Here is a 20,932-nt window from a genome sequence, read left to right as displayed (position 1 = left end):
GCTGTGAGCTGCAGTTTTTGGCTGGAACATATTGGGGCAAAAATCATTGCTGGAACTAAAGCGCATTAATTGGACGCGTACGGGCTTGCGCCTGGCGTTCTCGGTTGTCCCGGTGTGGCTTGCGGCTTCCGTCGTCTTGTCGCTCATGCCCAAGGAAACTCGAGTGCCGGTGGAGTGCCGTCCTCCGCCGCCGAGGTCTACGCGGCATCGTCGACACTCTAATTGCTGCAGTCACGCTCCCCAGCGCTTTCGCCGTTGTCCTGCTCATCTCCGCTGCCGTCATCAACGTCCGGGACGTCCGACGCCGGGACTCGCTGCCCCGCTTCACGCGCTAGCAGCGCCACGAGGGAATGACCAGGGCCGGTGGCCAGTCGGAAAGGGAAAATAGATTCGGTCGCCGCTGCGGCCACCCCGCCGAGCACTTCTATCCGTGGTCCGAGGGTGGCTCCACCAGCTTCCAAAACTTCGTCGCTGCATGCGCCCGGTGCAACCGCGCGAAGCGTGCCGGGACTCCATCGCCGGGCCAGCAGCAGCGTTTGGAACGACGACGGCGGGACTACGTTCCGCCGTCGTCCTCCATCAATGCCGGCGAACGGCAGCCGCTCCCCTGGCGTGCGGCGGCTTTCTGCCCTACGGGTGCACCAGCAACTTCACCGCCGTGTCCTTGTGGTTGATGAAGGTGCCTGCCGCGTTTCGTTCGGTTTGGGGACCTCATTCGAGTTGCAGCTGAGGCTGGCGTCCGCTATCGCTTTGTCGTTCCTCAGCATCCAATGTGCCCTCTGCGGGATCTTCGAACAGCTCCGGTTCAAGGCCGTTCTCGGACAAGTACTTCATCGCCCTTTCGATGGTCTCTAGCTTCTTCTTCAGCTCTTTCAGGACTTGGGCTGAATCGTCGGAGAATTCATCTAGTCTTTCGTATTCGCGGCGGAACGCAATCTCGTTCGCAGCCAGGATGCTCCACAAGGTGTAATCGGGTTCGAGGTTCTGCCGCTGGCGCAGGATAGCCGCGGCCAAACGACGCTGTATGACTGCTTCGACCGTTTCGGCTGTAGTGCCAGGGCTGGCGAGGGAGAACGCGATGCCTCCGCCGCCGGCTCCAACCAGCGTTCCGGCGGTCAACAGCCCACCGATCATTCCGCCCGGGCCAAATCCGGCCAAGGCACTTGTGATGACTGCCGCGCCGACCACCCCAGGTGCGGCAGCCAGGGCGAGACCGCCGGTGGCCACCACCAGGGCGACGGCGCCGGCGCCCAGTGCTCCCCATTTCTTCCAGTTGACCATGAGCGCCCCGCTAAGGACGTCTTGGGCTTTTTTGGCAGCCTCAAAGACGTGCGTGCCATATTGGCTTCCCAGTCCCATCTCGGCGGTGAGGTCCTGCATGGCGCCGAGCCATTTATCGCGGTCCACATTGAGTTCAAATGGCCTGATGACATTTTCGGATGCAAGAACAGTGAGTAGCGTTACCGCATCTTCTTTGGTCAGATGGTGACTTGGAAGCGGCTCCGGCACTAGGGCATCTGGGTCGGATGGGTCGAAGGCCAACCTGGCAATTTGCGACGGCAGCGGCCTTCCCGCTTCCCGGTTTCGTTGCCGAATCTCACTAACAGCGGTGGACTGCACTTGCCGCAAGGCTCCTGCAAATCGGACTCCTTGTTCGCCATCAAGCCGTGACCTCAGCAAATAGGCATAGCGCAATGCCACCAAGGCTGTGAGCTCGGACGCGTCCAGTTGGATGTCTACCCCGTGGTCCGCGCTGACGATTTCGGTGGATTTCGATCCGAAAAGCGCAAAACCTACGGCTTCGGCGACGGCATCGTGAGAGAGGTATGCTTCCGCGTCGTGTACGTGGTGGTTGAATCCGGTCCCAATGCGGAAGTCCAGCATCCAGTTGTACACCGAGGACAGGCCTCTATGGGCCGCTACTGGATCCAGTACATTCCAGAAGTTGGCCCACCAGGCCAAATTGGTGGGAGGCTCCTGCATGCTCTCGCGCAGTTTATCGACGTCAAACCGGCCGCTGGCGAGTGGACTGCCGATGGTGACCAAGCCAACCACCTCGAGCCCTGCTGGCAACCGTTGAAGGAGGTCCGCCGCGATCACGGACCCCAGGCTGTGACCGACAATCACAATTTGGCCTGATTGGGGCAGTTTTTTCAGAATTAGCTGCAGAACCTGTGCCCTGATATCCGCGTCGCCGAGGTACTTGCGTACCTGCCCGAAGCCTGGAAGGCTGGCCGCCCCGTTGACCACTAAATCAGCGCCGCCCCATCCATTCCCTTGGTTGTGTCTTCCCAACCGGAATTCGAGTGCGGCCGTGCGTCGCTCAAAATCCCGGCGATTCTGCCGGACTTTGTCCCTTGCAGGCTGCTTGACCGTTATCCGCGGGAGCGGCAGCGATTCATCGCTGCCGCTCAGTGCATGAGCATACCTGGGTGCGATTATGCGTCCCGGATCCAGATCTGGATATCCAAGGCGGGACAATGCTGCGGTGAGTGCCGTACGCCAGGCACCGTCCTTGTTGCCATCGCCAACACCGTGCAGGAAGACCAGGGTGGTTTTGTGAGACACAGACGCTCCAATCGATTTCAGTCATGATGTTGAGGTGCAGGCCTCTGATGAGATTTTGGCATTCTGCTACTGGAACTAGTTGGCGCCTAGTCGAGGAAAGTAACCTGCACCCCGAGGGAGCTGAAAAGCCCCGACAGCGTGGAGCGTGCGCTTGCGGACGCTCGCTCGCGCAGATCCGATTTTTCTGCAGCGGCAGCTATCTCAGTTTCGGCACGTAGAAAGAGTGCGGACTGCTCCGGAGACCCCAAAGCGTCTGCTATGCGATCAAGAACGCCGCGGTTACTGCTGTACTCCTTGAACGCCTCGTGATCGAGGTTGGGTTTTTCCAGCTGGGCTTCCGGTAGACGCAAAGTCGCGGACTTGCCATCAGTCGACACCGTCAAGTCGCCCTCGGTAATACCCGAGAGGTCGACGTGGGCGTCGACTGTACCTACAGCTAGGAAAATAGTTCGCCGCCCGGAGATGACATCGGGCATTGCCGGGTTGTCATCTCCCGTGTCGAGGACCATCTGGAAAGTCCCGATGGCACTCTGCAACTGTGAAACATCCTTGATGGACTGCAGGAGAACTGCTTGGTCCTTGGTCTTGTCGCTCCAGGGATAATCATTAAACCCAAGAAGGCTGGCCCCGCCCACTACCCCCAGCACGCCGGCGGCCGAAAAAGCGACGCCCTTCAATGCCTTCATGGCAGTATTCCCCCCACTCATGCGAAACAGCTGAATCGCGTTCCGTCCGTGATACCTCGGCCAAGAAAAAGTCCGGTCAAAAGTCTCTGGCTTAGTGTACCGAACTCACTTAGGGCGCTTTCCGGTGTGGGCTAGCTGTCTTAGCCCTGCGTCGATGCTCAAGACGGTCTTCACGGGAGTTTCGGGTGGGCTGTTCCCTGCAGTCGAAGCGTAAGTGCCGGCTGGCACCTGGAGACCCGGTGCTTTCGCCCGGCCAGCAAGGTGGCACAGAACAATGCGGCGCGAGAGGCGTTCGCCTGGTTCTTCCCGGCGGCCGACCTGCAAGGTCGGCCCCCGGGAAGAATACGAATCAAACGTCACCAACAGAGGAATCTAGCGCATTACTCAAGGGACTAGTGGTCGTCAAGCTGTAGCAGACATTGGGTGGCAGCATGCCAACTGCTACTTGTCCTTGTCTATTCATCAACTGCGTACTCATTGAGCCAACATAGGCGACCATTTTCGTCGTGAAATGAATATGCCTGCTTATAATCCAGACTTGCCAGGGCATAATCGATGTTCATGTCCCCGCTTGCCATGATTAGCAGCGCCTGCTGCCAAGTCAGATTGGTCCCGACGTGCTCATCCGCCCTAGGCATGGGCGGCTCGCCAACTCTTGTGATTCGGTATCGCTTCAACCTTGCTCCATTCTCGCGACCGGACTAGTGACCGGCTTGTCTCATCTCAGCTAGCCCAAACTCACTCCACTACCTCGAGGACTCTCCGGCCTGGACGGCACTGGCTCTCACAGTTGGAGCTTTTTGGCATAGCAAATTGTCGCCAATAGGAAGTCTGTAGCCAGGCTGCAGTTTTACCCATCTGCTAACATCACAAGTTCCAGCAGCCAATACTGTCATTTGTAGAGACTCAAACAAGATGACATATGCATCCGAGTGAGCATTCTTAGGTTCCAAATCATCGCCCTTCGTCACCGAGAGCCCAACCGACAGCTGCTACTCCGGCAGCACACGGGCCAAGCTTCCGAGGATAGAGGACTTTTAGAACTCCGGACCTCTACTATGCAGCCCGTGGAGCAGCATCTGCTCGAGGTCGGCCGGTAAGGGTGCCTAAGCCCGTCACGTCGGACTCCTAGCAAGGCCCACGGAGCGATGAGCCTTTGGCTGCGTACTCTTGCACTTCCGTCTCCACCTAAGCAACCGGAGCTTTCCGGAACCACCCCTCGTTACTCCGAGGACCATCAGCAGCCCGCTACGTCGATCCTCAAAAGTACGAATCCTCTACAACTTGAGCGGCTAAGACACGAGGCGAAGGCACGAGGGCATGCTGCCGGACAGATATTCTTAGTCCACCATGAGCACAGTCATCGCCGTCCCAGCCGCTCCTTACCAGCGCAAGAAGACCCGCAAGTCCATCACAGTTTTGGATCTCTTCGCTGGGGCAGGCGGATTGACTCAAGGCTTCTACGCAGCCTCTCCCCGCGTCGTAACCGAGCGGGCAGTCGAGTTCGAACCTGCTGCGGCAGCTTCGTTTGCTGCGACGTTCGGAGACAAGGTGTATGCAGGGCCAATTCAGGATTGGCTTGCAAGGGAAACTGTCCCAGAAGTAGACGTCGTAATCGGTGGTCCGCCCTGCCAGGGATTTTCCCAACTGGGCAAGCAGGATCCTGAAGACATCAGAAACACGTTGTGGCAGCCCTACGCTGAAGCCCTGGCCCGCGCAAAGCCGAAATACTTCATAGTCGAAAACGTACCTGCTTTCGGCAAATCGCAGCAGCTTCAAGACTTCCGGGACGCCACCGGTTCCGAAGGGCTCATCAAGGACTATGACTTCCAGTGGCACGTTCTGAACTCAGCTGACTACGGAGCACCGCAGTCCCGCAAGAGAGCGATCTTAATTGGCCACCACAGGGACCTTCCTTTCCCAGGGTTCCCACTGCCGACCCACATTGGACGGCATCGAACGGTGCGGCACGCCTTGAAAGGAATAAACACTCATGTGAGGGAAACACTGTTGCCTCACAGGAGAACCGAGTATGCAGGCCGCATCTTCGCTGGCGCTTTCCGCACTTCTGAGCTGCATCTAGGGCGTGACTATGCCACAGAATCCCTGGAACGTTTCGGATGGATCCCAGAGGGCGGAAACCGGTTCAATCTTCCAGACAGACTTAAAGCTCCTTGCTGGTTGAATCACAACTCGGGGTCCGGTGACGTGATGGGACGACTCCATTGGGACAAGCCTTCCGTTACTGTCCGAACAGAATTCTTCAAGCCAGAAAAAGGGCGGTACCTCCACCCCACGGAGCACCGGGCCATCACACACCTCGAGGCTGCGAAGCTGCAGGGGTTCCCCGATGATCGGCTCTGGGTTGGCTCAAAAACGGCGATCGCAAAGCAGATCGGCAACGCTGTTCCCACGGCCCTCGGACAGGCTATAGCGGCCCAGTTGTTGAAAAACTTCTAGGACTTCCGGCTTACTAAGCCATGGTCGGCATTAATGTCGCATCTGAATGGTAAATAATGGCGTGAAAGACTTCGGCGGAGGCCGAGAGCATTGATCTCGATGTGGGGGACGGAACCAATGATGGTTCGCGATTCATGGGCGGGTACGACTTCGCCTCTAAGCAGGTTCGTCGCGGCTGAGACGCAGAGCGCACTCAACGCTTACAGGGCTCGTCCCGACCTTGTCCGTGAACACAGCAACATTGAAGCTGCCATCTCACAAGGGGGATATGGCCGCAAACAGCTCAACGAGCTCATTCAGAATGCGGCCGACGCGATCAAGGAACCGGGTGGCCGCATCACGGTCGTCTTGACCCGAGACGCTCTTTACTGCGCCAACGAGGGCGAGCCCTTCACTGAGGCTGGCTTCCGGACTCTCATGCTTTCCCATTCATCAGAAAAACGCGACGATGAGATCGGCCGTTTCGGTTTGGGGTTCAAGTCCGTGATCCAGGTGACCACCAAGCCGCAGATCTTCAGTCGAAGTGGCTCGGTGTCCTGGGATCAGGAGCAAAGCCGCGACCTGCTCGGGGATTTGTATCCGGGCCTGGAGACTTACCCCATACTTCGTCTAGCCACGCCGGTGGATCCGGACATCGCGGCAACGAAAGACGATGTTCTCGCCGAACTTTTCCCATGGGCCTCTACCGTTGTGAAGCTGCCTCTCACAGGTAATGTCTCCTGGCTATCCGACGAGATCAAAAAGTTTCCCGGGGAGTTTCTTCTTTTCTCCGAGAAGATTGGATCTCTGGAGTTCGAGGACCGGGTCGAAAGGTCTTCACTCACCTGGTCCGCTGACAGGGACGGTAACCGCGTCAACCTCAGTGACGGCACCGCAACAAATGAATGGCGCATCTTCCGGGACAAACATGTCGTCAGTAGCCAGGCAGCCATCGAGGCTGGGAGCATCGTCGCGCGCAAGCAAGTAGATGTAACTTGGGCGGTCCCGTTGACGGACAATCAGCGCCGAAAGTTGGGCAGATTCTGGAACTACTTTCCCACTCAGCACGAGACCTCGCTTCGCGGCATCGTTAATGCGGCTTTCAAGATGAACGAAGACCGCCACAGCATGCTTGAGACGCTCTACAATCGGGAAATCCTTACCCGCACAATACCGCGCATGGTGGCAAGTGCGCTGAGCGACCTCAGAACACCCGGAGATCCGGCACTGTTTCTGGATATTCTGCCCTCGCGCGACAAAGAGTCAAGCTCCTGGGCAGACTCCGTGATCAACAAACCGATCTTCGAAATTTTGCCGTTTGCGCCCTGCCTACCGGATAGATCAGGCGTCCTCAGGCTCCCCAGTGAAATAAAAGTGCAGCCCGCGCTAGAAGAAGCAACCCGCCTTATCGCGTTGTGGGAGTCCTGGGTCCCTGCGGACCGGCTATGGTTACACTCGTCTGCCTTAAGACGAGAATCCCAAGTCATGCGAATTCTGAAGGAAGCGAACTTTAAGCGCGCGTCCCTTGAGGAATGGCTGGAAGAAGTTGTTGCAGGAGGCGAGCTCCAGGATTACGAGAATGCTTTGCAGCTAGCCGCCATGATTGACAAGTCCTATGCGGATTACCGACCAGCGATGCGCCGAAGCCGTATTGTTCTAATGTCTGACGGCGGCGTGGAGGCGCCGATCACGTCAAGAGTGTTTCTTCCCATGAGCGCCGACGACGAGTCAGCCAGTGTCGTGTCTTATGACTTGATGCATCATGGCAACGCGAACAGCTACCTTCGTGCCCTTGACCTCCAAGCACAAGACGGCCGCGGCATCGTCAGCCGAGTCGCCAGCGAAGTCGGTCAAGACTACTCGGACATCGAGCTCGCGCAGTCTTTGTGGAGGCTTACTCGATCGCTAGCAGTCCCCGAGAGTCTGGCCGTTATCAACGAGAGAACAGACCCTGCGAAAATTTTGGTTCGTTGCCGGGATCATCAGTGGCGTCAGTTGGGCAACGTGTGGCTCGCAGGCGGACTATTCGCCCAAAACAGTATTGGCGATGAGCATCTTGTAGTGGACGACCAGTTCCACGCCAACGACCTCGCTCTCCTCAAGAACCTCGGCGCGAGGACCTTGCTCGTAGACGCCAAGATGACGCGCGCCGGTGAAACCTACGAACTCTGGAAGCACTCTGAGGCAAGCCGTCTTGCCGATGCATCTCGTAACGGCCCCGCGCCCCTTTCCGAGTCCGGGATACGCTTCAACCAGGCCCTTACGACGGATGGCCTTCACCTTCTCATCGATGCGTCAGCCACGACTCGAGCCAAGGTGACACGGACGATTCTGGGGCGGCCACAGTATCCCTCGAAGGTTGAATTCAGCAGCGGTTTTCGACCGGCAGAAACGATAGACGGGCCCGATCTCTGGTGGGTCAAGAAGTACGGCGCCTTCGAAACGCCGCTTGGAACAGTGGATGCCCAGCAGTGCGTTGGAAAAGTCGAGGGGATTCCCTCGGACTATCTGCCCTTCCCCGGAGAAGAAGAAGCAGCAGCGCTAGGTTTCCCATCCGATCCCGCCCGAATTAAATGGGCCCTCGTCCTTTCCTTGGCTGAGCATCAGTTGCCCATGCAACAACTGCACGAACTATACGGCGCACTGGCCGCCCTCGAAGTACGTCCGCCAAAGGAACTTCTCACCCCTCTCAGCGGAGGGCGGAACACTCGATACTTGACCAAGGACGTGGTCCTCGCTTCCAATCTCGCATCTCGGGAGCATTTAGTAGAGACCGCCAGCGCTCCAGCGCTCTACACAGGTCATCCGGAACTGGATGAGGCGTTGGAAGAGAACTGGGGAATTAAGCGGATAGCTATCGAATTCTTCAAGTCGGCTGATGCCGTACCCGTAGAAGGCGAAGAACCGAAGAGTATTAAGTCGCTTTTCCCTTACCTCAAGCGGGTGGCCAGTGAAGTCACGGTGCAGACTCTGTGTGTCCCCTGCATGTCAGTAAACGAAGTCCAGACTAATAGCTACGACTCCCACTCACTGGCAACTCCCAGAGCTTCATACTTGCATGATGGGATGCTGTACTACCGGGCACCTCAGGGCGATCAGGCGTTGCTGACGACAATCCTGGGAGCCTTTGGAAGCAAACGATCCACTTTGCAAGTAATGCAGGCAATGCGACAGCTTAAGAAAGACGACGAAGCCCAGGCTCGCATCGGACGGGTCAACAAGCAAAAAACAGATGCCGGGAAGATTGCTGAGCTCGTCGGCCGCGACACCCTCCGGAGACTTATTCCCGACGCAGTTACAAACATGCTGGAGGCCAGGGGTCTGCAGCTGACTGACGAGCGCATGTTCGAGATCGTTAGCAACTTGCACGGGAGCAGTCTCCTCAAGGTACTCAAGCCCGCACTGTCAGAGGCAGGTATCGAGACCCCGGATCAGTTCCGTGGCGGCAAAACGGCCCAAGAGTTCGTCAAAGAGCTCGGGTTCTCCCCCGCAATGGCCGGTGAATCCATCAAGAAGAAACCGGAGCGCGAGGAGTTCGTCGGACCTGTGGGTTTGAACCCACTTCACCCGTACCAGGAGACAACCAGCAAGAAAATCGTCGACCTCCTGGCGGGGGACACAAAGCACAGCCGTGGCCTGGTTCAGTTGCCCACGGGAGCCGGCAAGACCCGTGTAGCCGTTGAATCCGTGATCCGTGAGATCAAAAAAGCGCCAAAGGAAGAACATCGCTTAGTCATCTGGATCGCTCAATCCGAGGAACTCTGCGAGCAGGCCATCGAAACCTGGACCTACGTGTGGCAAGCAGCAGGAGCTCCCGGTGAACGGATGGCAGTTAGTAGGCTCTGGGGCGGCAACAGCGCCGTTCGAGAGGAAACCAAACTCCACCTGGTCGTTGCGACAATCCAAACACTTGCCAGCATCCAACAGACACGTCGGTCTATGTATGAATGGATGTCTGATCCAGACCTCGTGATCATCGATGAGGCCCACGGGGCGACGGCAACTTCCTACACACCCGTCCTTTCCTGGTTCGGCCGCTCATTCATGGAAAAGTCACGATCGCTGCTTGGCCTTTCGGCCACACCCTATCGGGGCACCAACGAAAAGGAGACCGAGCGACTCGTGGCCCGATTTGGACGCAATCTCATCGAGCCCGATGAGTTCAGCGCGGAAAACGCCCACGAGTATCTCCAGGAAATGGGTGTTTTGGCCCGGGTGAAGCATCGGGAGCTGAAGGGCATCGAACTCAAACTCAAAGACATGCCCTCAGCCCGGGACCAGGATTCACAAAGTGCAATGCTCGAGGCCCGTATCGACCTCCAGCACGTAGCAGACAACACGCAACGCAATGAGGCCATTCTTGACCACATCAAGGCATCGGACACGAAAGGACCAACTCTTGTCTTTGCGGCCTCCGTGGAACACGCCGAAGCTCTCGCCGCCGTCCTCACGGTGGAAGGCATTCCCGCAGCCGCAATATCGGGTAAAACCGATCTTGGTCACAGACGTTCCATCATTGAAGACTTCCGAAACGGAAGAATTCGCGTTCTGACTAACTTCGATGTACTCACCCAGGGCTTCGACGCACCCAAGGTGGATGCCGTATACGTTTGCCGTCCCACTTTCTCCCCCAATAAGTACATACAGATGATTGGGCGGGGCCTTCGTGGTCCGTTGAACGGCGGCAGCGAAGAAGTTTTGATTGTAAATGTGAAGGACAACTTGGATCAGTATGGGCACCAGCTCGCTTTCACGCAGCTGGACTACCTTTGGAGGAACGAGGCAATAAGTGCTCGCTGAAATTGAGCTCGACGAGAGTCAGCGGGCGGTAGCAGAAGCGGAACCAGAGGACAGGCTGTTTGTCACCGCCGCGGCGGGGCAAGGCAAGACCGAAGTGCTTCTTGCCCGAGTGAAAACACTGGTAGAAGACGGACTAAATCCCGCAGACGAGATTCTTGTGCTGAGTTTCTCACGAGCCGCTGTCGAAGCAGTACGGAAACGTGCTCGCGTACATGACTTGGATGGCTTGCAGATCAGGACGTTTGACTCCTTTGCCGCGCAAATACTGATCGACATGGACGAAGACACTCTCGGTGACAGCTTCGATGCTCGGATCAGGAAAGCGACCCAATACATTGCTGGCGAAGAGACGCCGGACCGGATTTTGCACCTAAAGCACATTCTGGTTGATGAAGCCCAGGACCTCGTGGGGGACCGGGCGGAGCTTGTCTTGGCCTTGTTCGCCGCATTAGGCGAGGACCTAGGCTTCACGGTGCTCGGGGATCCGTTGCAAGGTATATATGATTTCCAGCTGGAGGAGTCAGACTCAAAGCTGACATCCGGCGAGCTCATCGAGAAGCTGAAAACTGATTTTGGTGCTGAACACCAGAAGCTGGTCAGACATTATCGGGCGGTCACAGACCGCACCCGCGAGCTCATTTCTGTGGGTGACGAAATACGGAGCCTCGGCGAGCTCGATGATTCAGGTTCAGAGAGAGCACACGGTCTTCTTGACGATTTCCGAAGGCAAGTGTCCAGCACCTCGGTGTTAAATGAGTCCGGGGCGCTAAGCCCGAATGCCGGCGAGACGACTGCCCTCCTCTGTTCGACAAACTACGAGGTGCTTATCGCGAGCGAACTTCTGTGGCAGAACGACTATCCGCATCTGGTTCGCCGCAAAGCTCAGGACATGAGTGTGGCGCCCTGGGTGCACCAGGTCTTCAAAGACCTCGAAGATCGAACGTACGATGCGGACGACATCAAGTCACGCCTTGCTGCTCGCTTCAGCGACTCAGCGGCTGACCTATGGCTCGCGCTAAAGACAGCTGAAGGGAATTTCACGGCGTACAATTCCCTGAATGTCCCCCAGCTGAGTCAGCGACTCCGCAGTCGTTCAATTCCGTTAACTCTGACCGTGGCAGATACTGCCAGCCTTATAGTCTCCACCGTTCACCGAGCCAAGGGGCTTGAGTTCACCAACGTCCTCTATCTGCAGCCCGAGTTTGGATCGCCGGCCGCTGAGCAGAACGAGGCAACGCTCAAGCAAAAATACGTTGCGCTGACCCGCGCACGGGAAGAAATCATTTCCACGAAGTTGCCGAAGAAGCTGCTTCAGCGCGCCGACGGATCAACTGGACGCTGGTTGGAAAAGGCCTACGGAAAGTACGGCGCGTACAACGCCCGGATGGAGTTCCTCAACTCGGACATCGACGACGTTTCGCCGTTCTACCCGGAAGACGGCGATGCCCAGGCAATCCAGGACAACCTCGTATTGGAGGACCTGTTGGGCCAAGTGGTATCAGGCTCTATCCAATCCGAGCCGGAGCCCGGGGAAGTGCCCCGCTATGTTTTGACCACTAGTGACGACAAGGTTATCGGGCGAACCAGCCCATCCTTCGCCTATGCGCTCAAAAACAATTTTGCATTCAAGACCCATCGGAGCCATGAGTGGCCCGCCGGGTTCACGGGCGCCCGCGTCACGTCCATCGAATGCGCCACCGGCCACCCGGAAGAGACGAAACTAACCGGGTTAGGCTCCTCGGGCATGTGGCTGGTCCCTCGGCTAACCGGTTTGATCACGCGGACGAAGAACTAGGAGCAATAAGTGTCGATATTGGATGCCAAATACGCCTTCCGTCGCGAAATGGTGGACCGCCTCGAGACCGACCTTTACGGACCGGGGGCCGCGGACGAGTTAATTACGGAACGTCCACTCGAGCGCTATGTGACGGGCGTTCTTTGGCCCGCAGCTGACGACACCTACGTCGAAGCCCCTGACGAGCCGGAGTCGGTTGCTGCAGCTTCAGGAGAGGCCTCCGTGGACAGCTCCGTCGCGAACGCCCGCCTGACCTATCCCAGCAGTGTAGGCCTTACCGTCTCCGTGGATACAAACCGATCCACGTCCCTAGCTGTCACCCCAACAGCAGCGCGCTATACGCCAATAGCTACTGTCAGGCAGAGTGGCAGCAAACGGCGTGACACTTATGATTGGCAGCGAACTGCCGCTGATTTGCCCGAGATCGAGGTAGATCTTGCTGCATCTGGACCTCAGCGTCACCTGCTTGAGGGCGGCGCCCTGGAGCTGTATGCATTGGTGCGTGCCCCGGAAGATGCTGTTGTTACCGTCACCGTTGTTCTTCGAAATACGCAACCCAAGCCGGACCCGACCTCCGACAAGGATGTGGCGTGCTGGTTCCAGGCCGGCGTATCAGTCCACACGCCAGTCCCGGCGCTGGTAGACCGTTCCAAGCTCCGCACGAACGTCCCGTCCGACCCCGACTTGGCGTCCTCGGAGCTTCTCTACCGCAATCACATGGTCTTCGGGGCAGGCCACGGGTGCGCAATCGAAGTACAAGAGGCCGACGTCGACGGGCGGCTTTGTCAACGAGTCTCGTCAACGTTTGTCCCCCGGCAAGACGTCCACAGATCCATGGCTGGAGGCAGTGCCGCCAATCTGTCGCTGCCATTCATGGCATCAGCATCTCGCGACGAAGTCGTTGCCGAACTCAACCGCCTCGCACAGGACTACTCGTCCTGGATCGCGGCATCCACTGCATCTGCAACACAGGACGGTCCGGCGTACGTGCCACCCCACCTGCGCGGGGTCGCGGACGAACACATGAAGCAGGCGGGGATCACCCACAGTCGCATCAAGGCTGGTATCCGATTGCTCGCTGAGGATACAAAAGCCTTCGAGGCGTTTCAGCTGGCGAACAAAGCGATGCACATGCAGCGTTCCCGGCAGGACTGGGTACGAAAAGGAGCCAAGGGCGATTTCAGACTTGGCGAGCAGGGTTGGCGCCCGTTCCAGATCGCTTTCATCCTCATCAATCTGCCGTCGCTAACGGACGACCAACACGAGGAAAGGGACATAGCCGATCTCCTTTGGTTTCCCACCGGTGGTGGAAAAACCGAAGCGTATCTCGGGCTTATCGCCTACCTCCTACTTCTTCGACGGCTTCGGGACAACAACGTTCGCGGCGTTGCTGTGATCATGCGCTACACGCTGCGACTTCTGACCATTCAACAGTTCGAGCGCGCCGCTATGCTCATCTGCTCCCTGGAATCCGTGCGGCTGGGCAACGAGAATCGTCTTGGAGACGCACCATTCAGCATCGGCCTCTGGGTCGGCGGAGGCGCCACCCCGAACGACATTGCGACTGCGAGGACGAACCTCGGAAAGCTCAGGAACAATCAGGAAGTCATCGAGGGCAACCCCAAACAGATAGAAGCATGCCCTTGGTGTGGCACCCGCCTCACAGTCGACGACTACCGGATCACCAAAGTACCGACAGATCGCATGACTGTGACGTGCTCCAATCGCTCATGCGACTTCGCTGGCGGCCTTCCAGTTCATATAGTCGACACGGATGTCTATAGGGAACGCCCAGAGCTCGTGATCGGCACTGTAGACAAGTTCGCGGGCATGTCCTGGCGGGGCGACATTGCAACGCTTTTTGGGCGCCTCTCCCCCACTGATCTGGGCCCGGACCTGATCATCCAGGATGAGCTGCACCTTATTTCCGGACCCCTGGGTTCCACGGTGGGCTTATTTGAAACTGCTGTTGATTTGGCCGCCAGTGGCGTCGGGCGTGAAGGGGGCTCAGAAGCCAGAAAGCCAAAGATCGTTGCCTCCACGGCTACGATTCGAAGGGCTCAGGACCAGATTCGGTCCGTCTTCAACCGTCAATCCAGCCTGTTCCCGCCCCCCGGACTCGATCCTGACGACTCCTTCTTTGCCCAGAAGGCCCCCTCTGACCAATTCGGGACACGCCAATACGTTGGAGTGCTCGCGTCCGGCACCAGTCATGCGACGCTCATGGTCCGCACCTACGCCTCGTTGTTGCACTCGGCCAACCTTATCGAGGCGGTAACAGCGGAAGACCGCGACCCTTACTGGACGCTCATGGGGTACTTCAATAGTCTCCGTGTCCTTGGCTCCGCTTACCTTCAGGTATACGACGACGTCCGGGCCCGCCTCAATCTGTTGGCGAAACGCGACGGCAGGCTGGAGGGGCGTGGAGTTCAATTGAGTGAGCTGACAAGCCGCGTGGAGAACCACAAAATTCCAGAGGCGCTCAAGTCCTTGGAGAAGAGCTTGATGAGTAGCCAGGTACCTGAAGACGTCGTATTAGCCACGAACATGATCTCAGTTGGCCTGGACGTCGACCGCCTGGGTCTTATGGCAGTCATGGGACAGCCTCAGTCAAGCGCAGAGTACATTCAGGCCACGAGCCGCGTCGGGCGACAGCACCCGGGCTTGGTGGTAACCATATTCAACGCAGCGCGCACACGGGACCGCTCACACTACGAATCCTTCAACGACTTTCATGGAGCCCTTTATCGAGCCGTTGAAGCGACCAGCGCGACGCCGTTTGCAGCGAGATCGAGGGATCGCGGTCTCCACGCAGTCCTAGTATCCGCCTTGAGGATGCTTGTGCCCGACCTCCGGACTAGTGCTGGGGATGTACGGAACGAATCACAGACAGTTGACCAAATCCTGTCCCTCGTTGGGAACCGAGTCGCAGAAATCGACAAGTGTTTGGACCAGGATGAGGCACCAGCCACGCGCGACGAGCTGGAGCGGCTTCTCAACATATGGCGGAAAGCGGCCCTTGCTGACGCTGATCTGCCTTACGAGGGCAAGCGGAATTCGCCGCGTTCGCTGCTCATCGATTCCAGCAAAGCCCTTGAAGATCCCGATTTCGTCTACAGCACAAGCACCATTCCGTGGCCAACGCCCCGCAGCATGCGCGATGTTGACGCAGAAACCGCTCTCCGGCCGGCCCCCATGAGGAAGGATGCCACCCTTGGCTAAGAAGACCTATGCCGCCCGGCGCAGTCAGTTGATCTCCACGTTCGGAGTCGGCAGCCTGTTCCCTGCCGAAAACAACAGCTTCATGATCACCAGCATTGATCAGTGGGACCGGAAGCATTTGAAGCCAGTCAGTGAGCCACGTCTGGCCAGAAGCTTGAGGGTGTCTGAGCTTCTGCTTCCACCGGCAGGAGCCCGCGGGAAGATCCCGGTAGTTCGTTTCCCGCAGATGCTTGTTTGTCCGAACTGCAACCGCCTCGGGAGGGTCCAGCAGTTGCAGGCGTCCTACGAGGATCCCAAGTGTGGCCTATGTAAGTCGCTGGCACCACTAACTCCATCGCGATTCGTCGTCGCATGCGAGGACGGACACATCGACGACTTTCCCTATTCTTATTGGGTTCACGGCTTCACTCCGACAGAGGATGCCAACCACTTGCTCTCGCTTGCCTCGGAAGGCCGGACATCATCCCTGGCCGACATGGTGGTCCGGTGTTCATGCGGAAAATCCCGGACAATGGCCGACGCCTTCAACTCCATCGCCTTGAAGGAGATGAAATGCCAGGGGAACCGGCCGTGGCTCGGCTGGGGATACCGGGAGCGTGAATGCGGTAAGCCTCCAAAGACGGTGCAGCGTGGTGCTTCTAACGTCTGGTTTCCAGTAGTCAGATCTGCAATCTCGATTCCGCCGTATTCGGAGTTTCTGGCGAAGGTCGTGACGTCGAAGGCTTCACAGCTCAGCCAACCACAGGCTCTTGAACCGGCGTCCGCGTGGGTTTTGGAGGGCGTTGTTCAGGAGTTTGATGGGCGGTTCTCTATTGACGAGCTGCGGGCGGAAATCAGACGCCAGTTCCACGGCAGTGAAGAGACAGAGCTCTCCGAAGACCAACTTCGTGAGCAAGAGTTCCTTGCGCTGATGAACGGCCGGAAGGACAGCCCGGACACGGACTTTGTCGCTGAGAAAGTAGCCGTACCGACCGCCCACCAGCACTGGATCAAGGCCACACGAAAAATCACCAGGCTAAGGGAGGTACGGGCACTCTACGGGTTCAGCCGCCTCCAACCGCGAGGCGAGGACAAGCCCGACGCAAAGCTGTCACCGCTCTCCCCTGACGACAACCGGCAGAACTGGCTGCCAGCAATCGAGACGCTCGGCGAGGGACTCTTCGTAGCCCTGGACAGGTCACAGGTTGAAGCGTGGGCAAAAACTGACTTCGCCGCAAGCCGGGAAAATACTTTGTGGATCAACGCCAAGCGTGCAGCGAAGCAGCGGGGATTGGAACCCGCCCCTGTGAGCATCGTGGAGACCCTGGTCCACACGCTGTCCCACATCATCATCGACCAGCTTTCTCTCGACGCAGGCTACCCGGCATCTTCAATCCGGGAACGTCTCTATGTGGGTCAGGATCAGGTCGGAGTGCTTCTTTACACGGCCTCATCGGACTCGGCCGGCAGCCTGGGTGGTATCGCAGCGCAGGCGAGCCCGAAGCGGCTTGGTCCTGCACTGGATGAAGGCTTGTTCCGTACATCGTGGTGCTCGGCCGACCCTGTCTGCATCGAGTCGCGAGGATCAGGAACTGACGCGCGAAACCTTGCAGCCTGCCATTGCTGCGTCCTCGTCCCGGAAACTAGCTGCGAGCTGTTCAATTCCAATTTGGACCGGGGCACACTATTCGGCGTGCACGGGCAGATTGGGCTCGGTTTTCTTGAATGGGCACAGTTGAATCCTCTAGGGACGCTTGGCGTCGAGGCTTCAGGGAAATCCTCCGTTGCCGAAGACTTGGGCATTCCGAAAAGCATCCGGCAGAGCGCCTGGCTGACCGTCTTTGCCGAATCCGGTCACGATTTGAAGGAACTGATCCCCGAACTTGTAGAAGTCGAGGTAGAGCTCGGAGACTGGGGGGCAGACATCGGCCCAGACAATCAGTGGCAGGTAGATCTGTTGTGGCCTTCCTCCCGAGTGGCAGTACTCGTGGACCGCGACGACGAACGGGACGACTGGCTCGCGGAGCAGGGGTGGACCACTTATCACACGAAGGACTTCGCGCCTTCTGATCTCGCGGACAAGCTGGCGGACAAGGTCTATTAGGGCCTGATGGGTGGGGGTCGGGGGTCCGACCCCCCACCCATCTCGCAGTAGTTCTAATCCAGGAAGTACTCATAGCTCAAGGGCACGAGGTTTTCGGGCGACGGCGTCCAGTCGGGATAAACACTCATCAGCCCGTCCGCGGTAGTGATCTTGCCATCCAGATGGCGCTCCCATTGAATCTCCGCAACCACAACTAAGTCTGTTTGGGCGAACTCGTTGGCATTTGTCACCTCATTGCGGGTGAGGATGACCTTCTCAACGTGACCTTGAGAGCCCTTCACTTCGACGCGACGAACTTCGTCCCCGCGCACTGCTTCGAGGTCATAGGACCGAAAGGCTCCGACATCCTCGACGGCGTAACCCGCAGCTTCGTAATGAATGATCGCCTGCCGCACGGCCTGCACCTCGATGGCTTTCTTAAGGACCGGATCCGCGCAGAAGCCAGCGTACCGCTGGCGCACACCGTTTTGCCCACTCACAGGAGGTGCAACGAGAGGCCGGTCAAAGCCACCCCAATCGCTGTCCGGCAGTAGGTCCGGCGCGGCGTGGATGACCTCCGCCGGAAGCTTGAACAGATACCCCTGGTTGGGCTTCAGCCCGCTTGTCGGGTGCTCCTGAAACGGGAAATAGATGGTGAATTTGCCCGCCCGGAGTAATCACGTTCAAGTTCGCTTTTGATGCCAAGAATGTCGGACTGATGATCTGCACGGAGATCAGTCAGGAGATATGGGCGAGGCAGGGGCGTGTAATCCGTCAGGGGAATCGTGTTTGCAGGTTTTCCATACCAATCGCCCGCGCGGGGCTGAAGCTCCCCCGCTACGATCGACGCGCCGTACATACCGGATTTGAAGCGCATCGGGTTGTTCTTGCCCACCCAATGGAGAACAACATCTCCAACGCGAACATCCCGCATCAAGTCATAACGCGGTGTATCGGGTGCAATGAGCTCGCTCCCCCATGTGTCCACATTGACCAGTTCCATCCAGTACCGCTGTTTAGCGTCTCCGTCCCACCATCGGGACTTCGTCGCTGTCGCTCCTGTCGCCATTTCTCCCCCAATCACCGTTGATGTATTGAAACTACTTTGTACCAAGCAGCTCTGACGGTTTGCCGCTCCACGACACAACAAGCCCGTCCCGCGCCCTGGTAGCAGCCACGTAAAGGAGCGAACGCTCGCGCAGAAGTGCATCCGCTTGTTCGGCTGGAGCGAGATTCTGCAGCTGGTACGCGGCCGGCATCGACTGATCCGACATACCGAACAGAACAACCCGGGTGAACTCCATGCCCTTTGAGCGGTGCATCGTCATTACAGACGGGACGTCTGAGACAGAAGCGGATCCGGCGATCCGCGCCTCTAGTCCCCGTTCATTAAGTCCGCTGATTACCTTGCCAATCTGGAAGTTCGCGCGAACCAGAATGCCGACTGTTTCCAGCGGCACGCCTTCCTCCTGCCATGTCCGCAGCGTCTGGGCAAGGTTGTCCAGCTCCTCCACATAGGACGTTGCCGCATGTTCCTGCGGCTTCGGTCCCACACGGAAAGACGTATATCCGTTGACGGATTCATCGGTGCCCTCGATGTCCGTGACCGGAACACCCTTGAGCAGACCGACGGCGTACGCCAGGTTTTGCTGTGTGGTGCGGTAGTTGAGGGTCAGCCGCCGAGATCTGCCGACAATTCCGATGCCAAAACGGGACAGCGGCACCTTTTGTCCGTAGATGCGCTGGTGGGAATCTTCCGCAATGAACAGGTCGTCAGGACCCTGCTGCACCAGTTCCCGGAGGAAGAGCCAGTGACCGGCGTGCAAATCCTGGGCCTCGTCGATAAGAACGTGGTCTGCCATCCGGGTCAGGCCATTCTCGGCGCGCTGCCTCAGGATCAAAGCTGCGAGGTGTGCCATCTCAACAAAGAAGGCATGCATGTCGATCCGGTTGTAGTACCTATAGCCCTCGATGACCTTCCATACGGCCAGCCTCTTGGCACGGTTGAGTGCTGTGCCGCGCCCCGCGCGGGGGACCTTGAGATACTCGTCTTTACCGGTAATGAAGTTTGGCAGCACAACGGTCTCGTATTCCTGCTGTAGGAACGTGGGGTTGGCGAGCTCGGGCTCGAGTTCGTGCCCCACGTCGCTAAGCGCGGATTCCCATTGTTGGCGCGCTCGATCCGCCTCCAGTATCTTGCCAGGAGCTGCAGCCTCAAGGCCAAACAGATCCTTCATCGACTGCCGCTGTTCTGCCTCAGTAGCGGCGCGGAAGACCTTGTTGACAAGCGAATCCACACCGGCGACATGGATTCCCGATTCACCAGGCCTGGACGCACGAGGAAGCGCGGCGTCGAGCTTTGCCAGCCCGCTTTCAAGCGAATCAGCGAGGGTAGTCGTGTACGTCGTCAGCACTATGCGAGAAGAAGGCTCCGCGAGAGCAAGCGCCCTTGCCCGGTGCAGCAGCACAACGGTTTTGCCTGTGCCGGCGCCCCCGGAAAGCCTGAAGGATCCGCTGTAGCGTCGTTCAGCATAGACGCGCTGTTCGGGGTGAAGGAAGGTACGCCAGGAGTCGAAGTCGCCGCCTTCGATGACTTTCTTCAGTTCTTCGGAGTTGTCCCCCACGAACGTGAACTGCATCTTCGTTGCCGGGTGCTCGAGCGCCCGCTTGATCTTGTCCTCTTCGGACTCTTCCGGGTTATCGACGTAGCGGCTCAGGGCCAGCTTGTCTTGAACATCTGCGACAGACGTACCCGCGGCAAGCTCCAGCAGCGCCGTGGCCTGCCACTCCGGAGCATCGCCCAATACATCCAGAAGCTCCTCGTCAGATGAAGCGGCGAAAGCTCTATCTACAAGCTCCGCGGCGAGGCCGAGGGTCGCCACCAGTTCACCCTGCTCCATCCCGCACGCTGCCAGCGGGTTCGTCCAGAGTTGTGGTGATTCGGTCTCTGTCTCTTCCTCAGGAACCTCAGGCTCGACTACGTCGGCTGGCTCCTCGATTACAGTGTCCGACGGCGGCATGGGAGCCGGAGTTGATGCCCGCACCACTTCAAGGACACCGTTGACTGAGTTCACCTGCAGCACGCTGGACCGGGCGATGTCGATTGCCTGGTCGTGGGGCCACGCGCCGTAGTAGAAGTAGTGCGGGATGTTCTCAAAGGCGACTTTGAACAGCACTGCGCGGTAGTTCAAATCGATACGGCCAGTGCGGACGCGAGGGTCGGCAGGCGTATGCATCGGTTCGATGTGGAGGCCCGGTGCAGTGTCGTCTTTCTGCAATTTCTCAAAGAAGGAATAGACCTTGGCTTTCATTGCGCCATCGATCTTGTCCTTCTGCTTGATCCAAGTCACGAGTGCCACG

11 protein-coding genes are annotated in these 20,932 nt (G+C 58.2%); 6 read left to right on the top strand and 5 right to left on the bottom strand.

Going from position 1 to position 20,932, the window contains the following annotated elements:
- Window positions 1-350 precede the first annotated feature (350 nt).
- Window positions 351-674 carry an HNH endonuclease gene (locus tag AC5RV1_RS16910; protein ID WP_493995356.1) on the top strand — a complete coding sequence of 108 codons (324 nt, stop codon included), beginning with the start codon at window positions 351-353 and terminating at the stop codon, window positions 672-674.
- A 37-nt stretch (window positions 675-711) separates the two neighbouring features.
- Here AC5RV1_RS16910 and AC5RV1_RS16905 read toward each other — a convergent pair whose 3' ends face one another.
- Together AC5RV1_RS16905 and AC5RV1_RS16900 are read right to left on the bottom strand one after the other, a co-directional pair.
- Window positions 712-2,568, bottom strand: coding sequence for an alpha/beta hydrolase family protein (locus AC5RV1_RS16905; RefSeq protein ID WP_493995355.1), 1,857 nt, complete (start codon window positions 2,566-2,568; stop codon window positions 712-714).
- An 86-nt stretch (window positions 2,569-2,654) separates the two neighbouring features.
- Window positions 2,655-3,254: a DUF4230 domain-containing protein gene (locus AC5RV1_RS16900; RefSeq protein WP_493995354.1), complete on the bottom strand. Its 600-nt coding sequence runs from the start codon at window positions 3,252-3,254 to the stop codon at window positions 2,655-2,657.
- Between the two features lie 1,350 nt (window positions 3,255-4,604).
- Between AC5RV1_RS16900 and AC5RV1_RS16895 the strand changes: the two genes are divergently transcribed.
- The 5 genes from AC5RV1_RS16895 (at window position 4,605) to drmB (ending at window position 17,593) form a co-directional block, all read left to right on the top strand.
- Window positions 4,605-5,714 carry a DNA cytosine methyltransferase gene (locus AC5RV1_RS16895; RefSeq protein ID WP_493995353.1) on the top strand — a complete coding sequence of 370 codons (1,110 nt, stop codon included), beginning with the start codon at window positions 4,605-4,607 and terminating at the stop codon, window positions 5,712-5,714.
- Window positions 5,715-5,831: 117 nt separating this feature from the next.
- Entirely contained in the window at window positions 5,832-10,493 is a 4,662-nt protein-coding gene (locus AC5RV1_RS16890; protein WP_493995352.1) for a DEAD/DEAH box helicase, read from the top strand.
- The gene (locus AC5RV1_RS16885) at window positions 10,483-12,288 is read left to right on the top strand and encodes a UvrD-helicase domain-containing protein (protein ID WP_493995351.1); all 1,806 of its coding nucleotides are present in this window, start codon (window positions 10,483-10,485) and stop codon (window positions 12,286-12,288) included. Before AC5RV1_RS16890 ends, AC5RV1_RS16885 begins: the two co-directional genes overlap by 11 nt.
- A 9-nt stretch (window positions 12,289-12,297) precedes the next feature.
- Complete coding sequence (locus AC5RV1_RS16880; protein ID WP_493995350.1) at window positions 12,298-15,510, top strand: helicase-related protein; 3,213 nt, start codon at window positions 12,298-12,300, stop codon at window positions 15,508-15,510.
- Entirely contained in the window at window positions 15,503-17,593 is a 2,091-nt protein-coding gene (drmB, locus tag AC5RV1_RS16875) for a DrmB family protein (protein WP_493995349.1), read from the top strand. The genes AC5RV1_RS16880 and drmB overlap by 8 nt, the downstream gene beginning before the upstream one ends.
- 53 nt (window positions 17,594-17,646) lie before the next feature.
- On the opposite strand, the gene AC5RV1_RS16870 is transcribed toward drmB, so the two are convergent.
- The 3 genes from AC5RV1_RS16870 to AC5RV1_RS16860 form a co-directional block, all read right to left on the bottom strand.
- Window positions 17,647-18,072, bottom strand: coding sequence for a protein NO VEIN domain-containing protein (locus tag AC5RV1_RS16870; protein WP_493995348.1), 426 nt, complete (start codon window positions 18,070-18,072; stop codon window positions 17,647-17,649).
- 113 nt (window positions 18,073-18,185) lie between these two features.
- Window positions 18,186-18,575, bottom strand: a complete 390-nt coding sequence (locus AC5RV1_RS16865; RefSeq protein WP_493995347.1) for a hypothetical protein — start codon at window positions 18,573-18,575, stop codon at window positions 18,186-18,188.
- A 97-nt stretch (window positions 18,576-18,672) separates the two neighbouring features.
- A complete protein-coding gene (locus AC5RV1_RS16860; RefSeq protein WP_493995346.1) occupies window positions 18,673-20,931 on the bottom strand; it encodes a 3'-5' exonuclease in 2,259 nt (752 codons plus the stop codon).
- Between the last annotated feature and the right edge of the window lies 1 nt (window position 20,932).

Source organism: Arthrobacter sp. Hb9-2 (genome assembly GCF_059091165.1).
The sequence above is the reverse complement of the archived record's forward strand: the minus strand, read 5'-3'. Positions and strand labels throughout refer to the sequence as shown.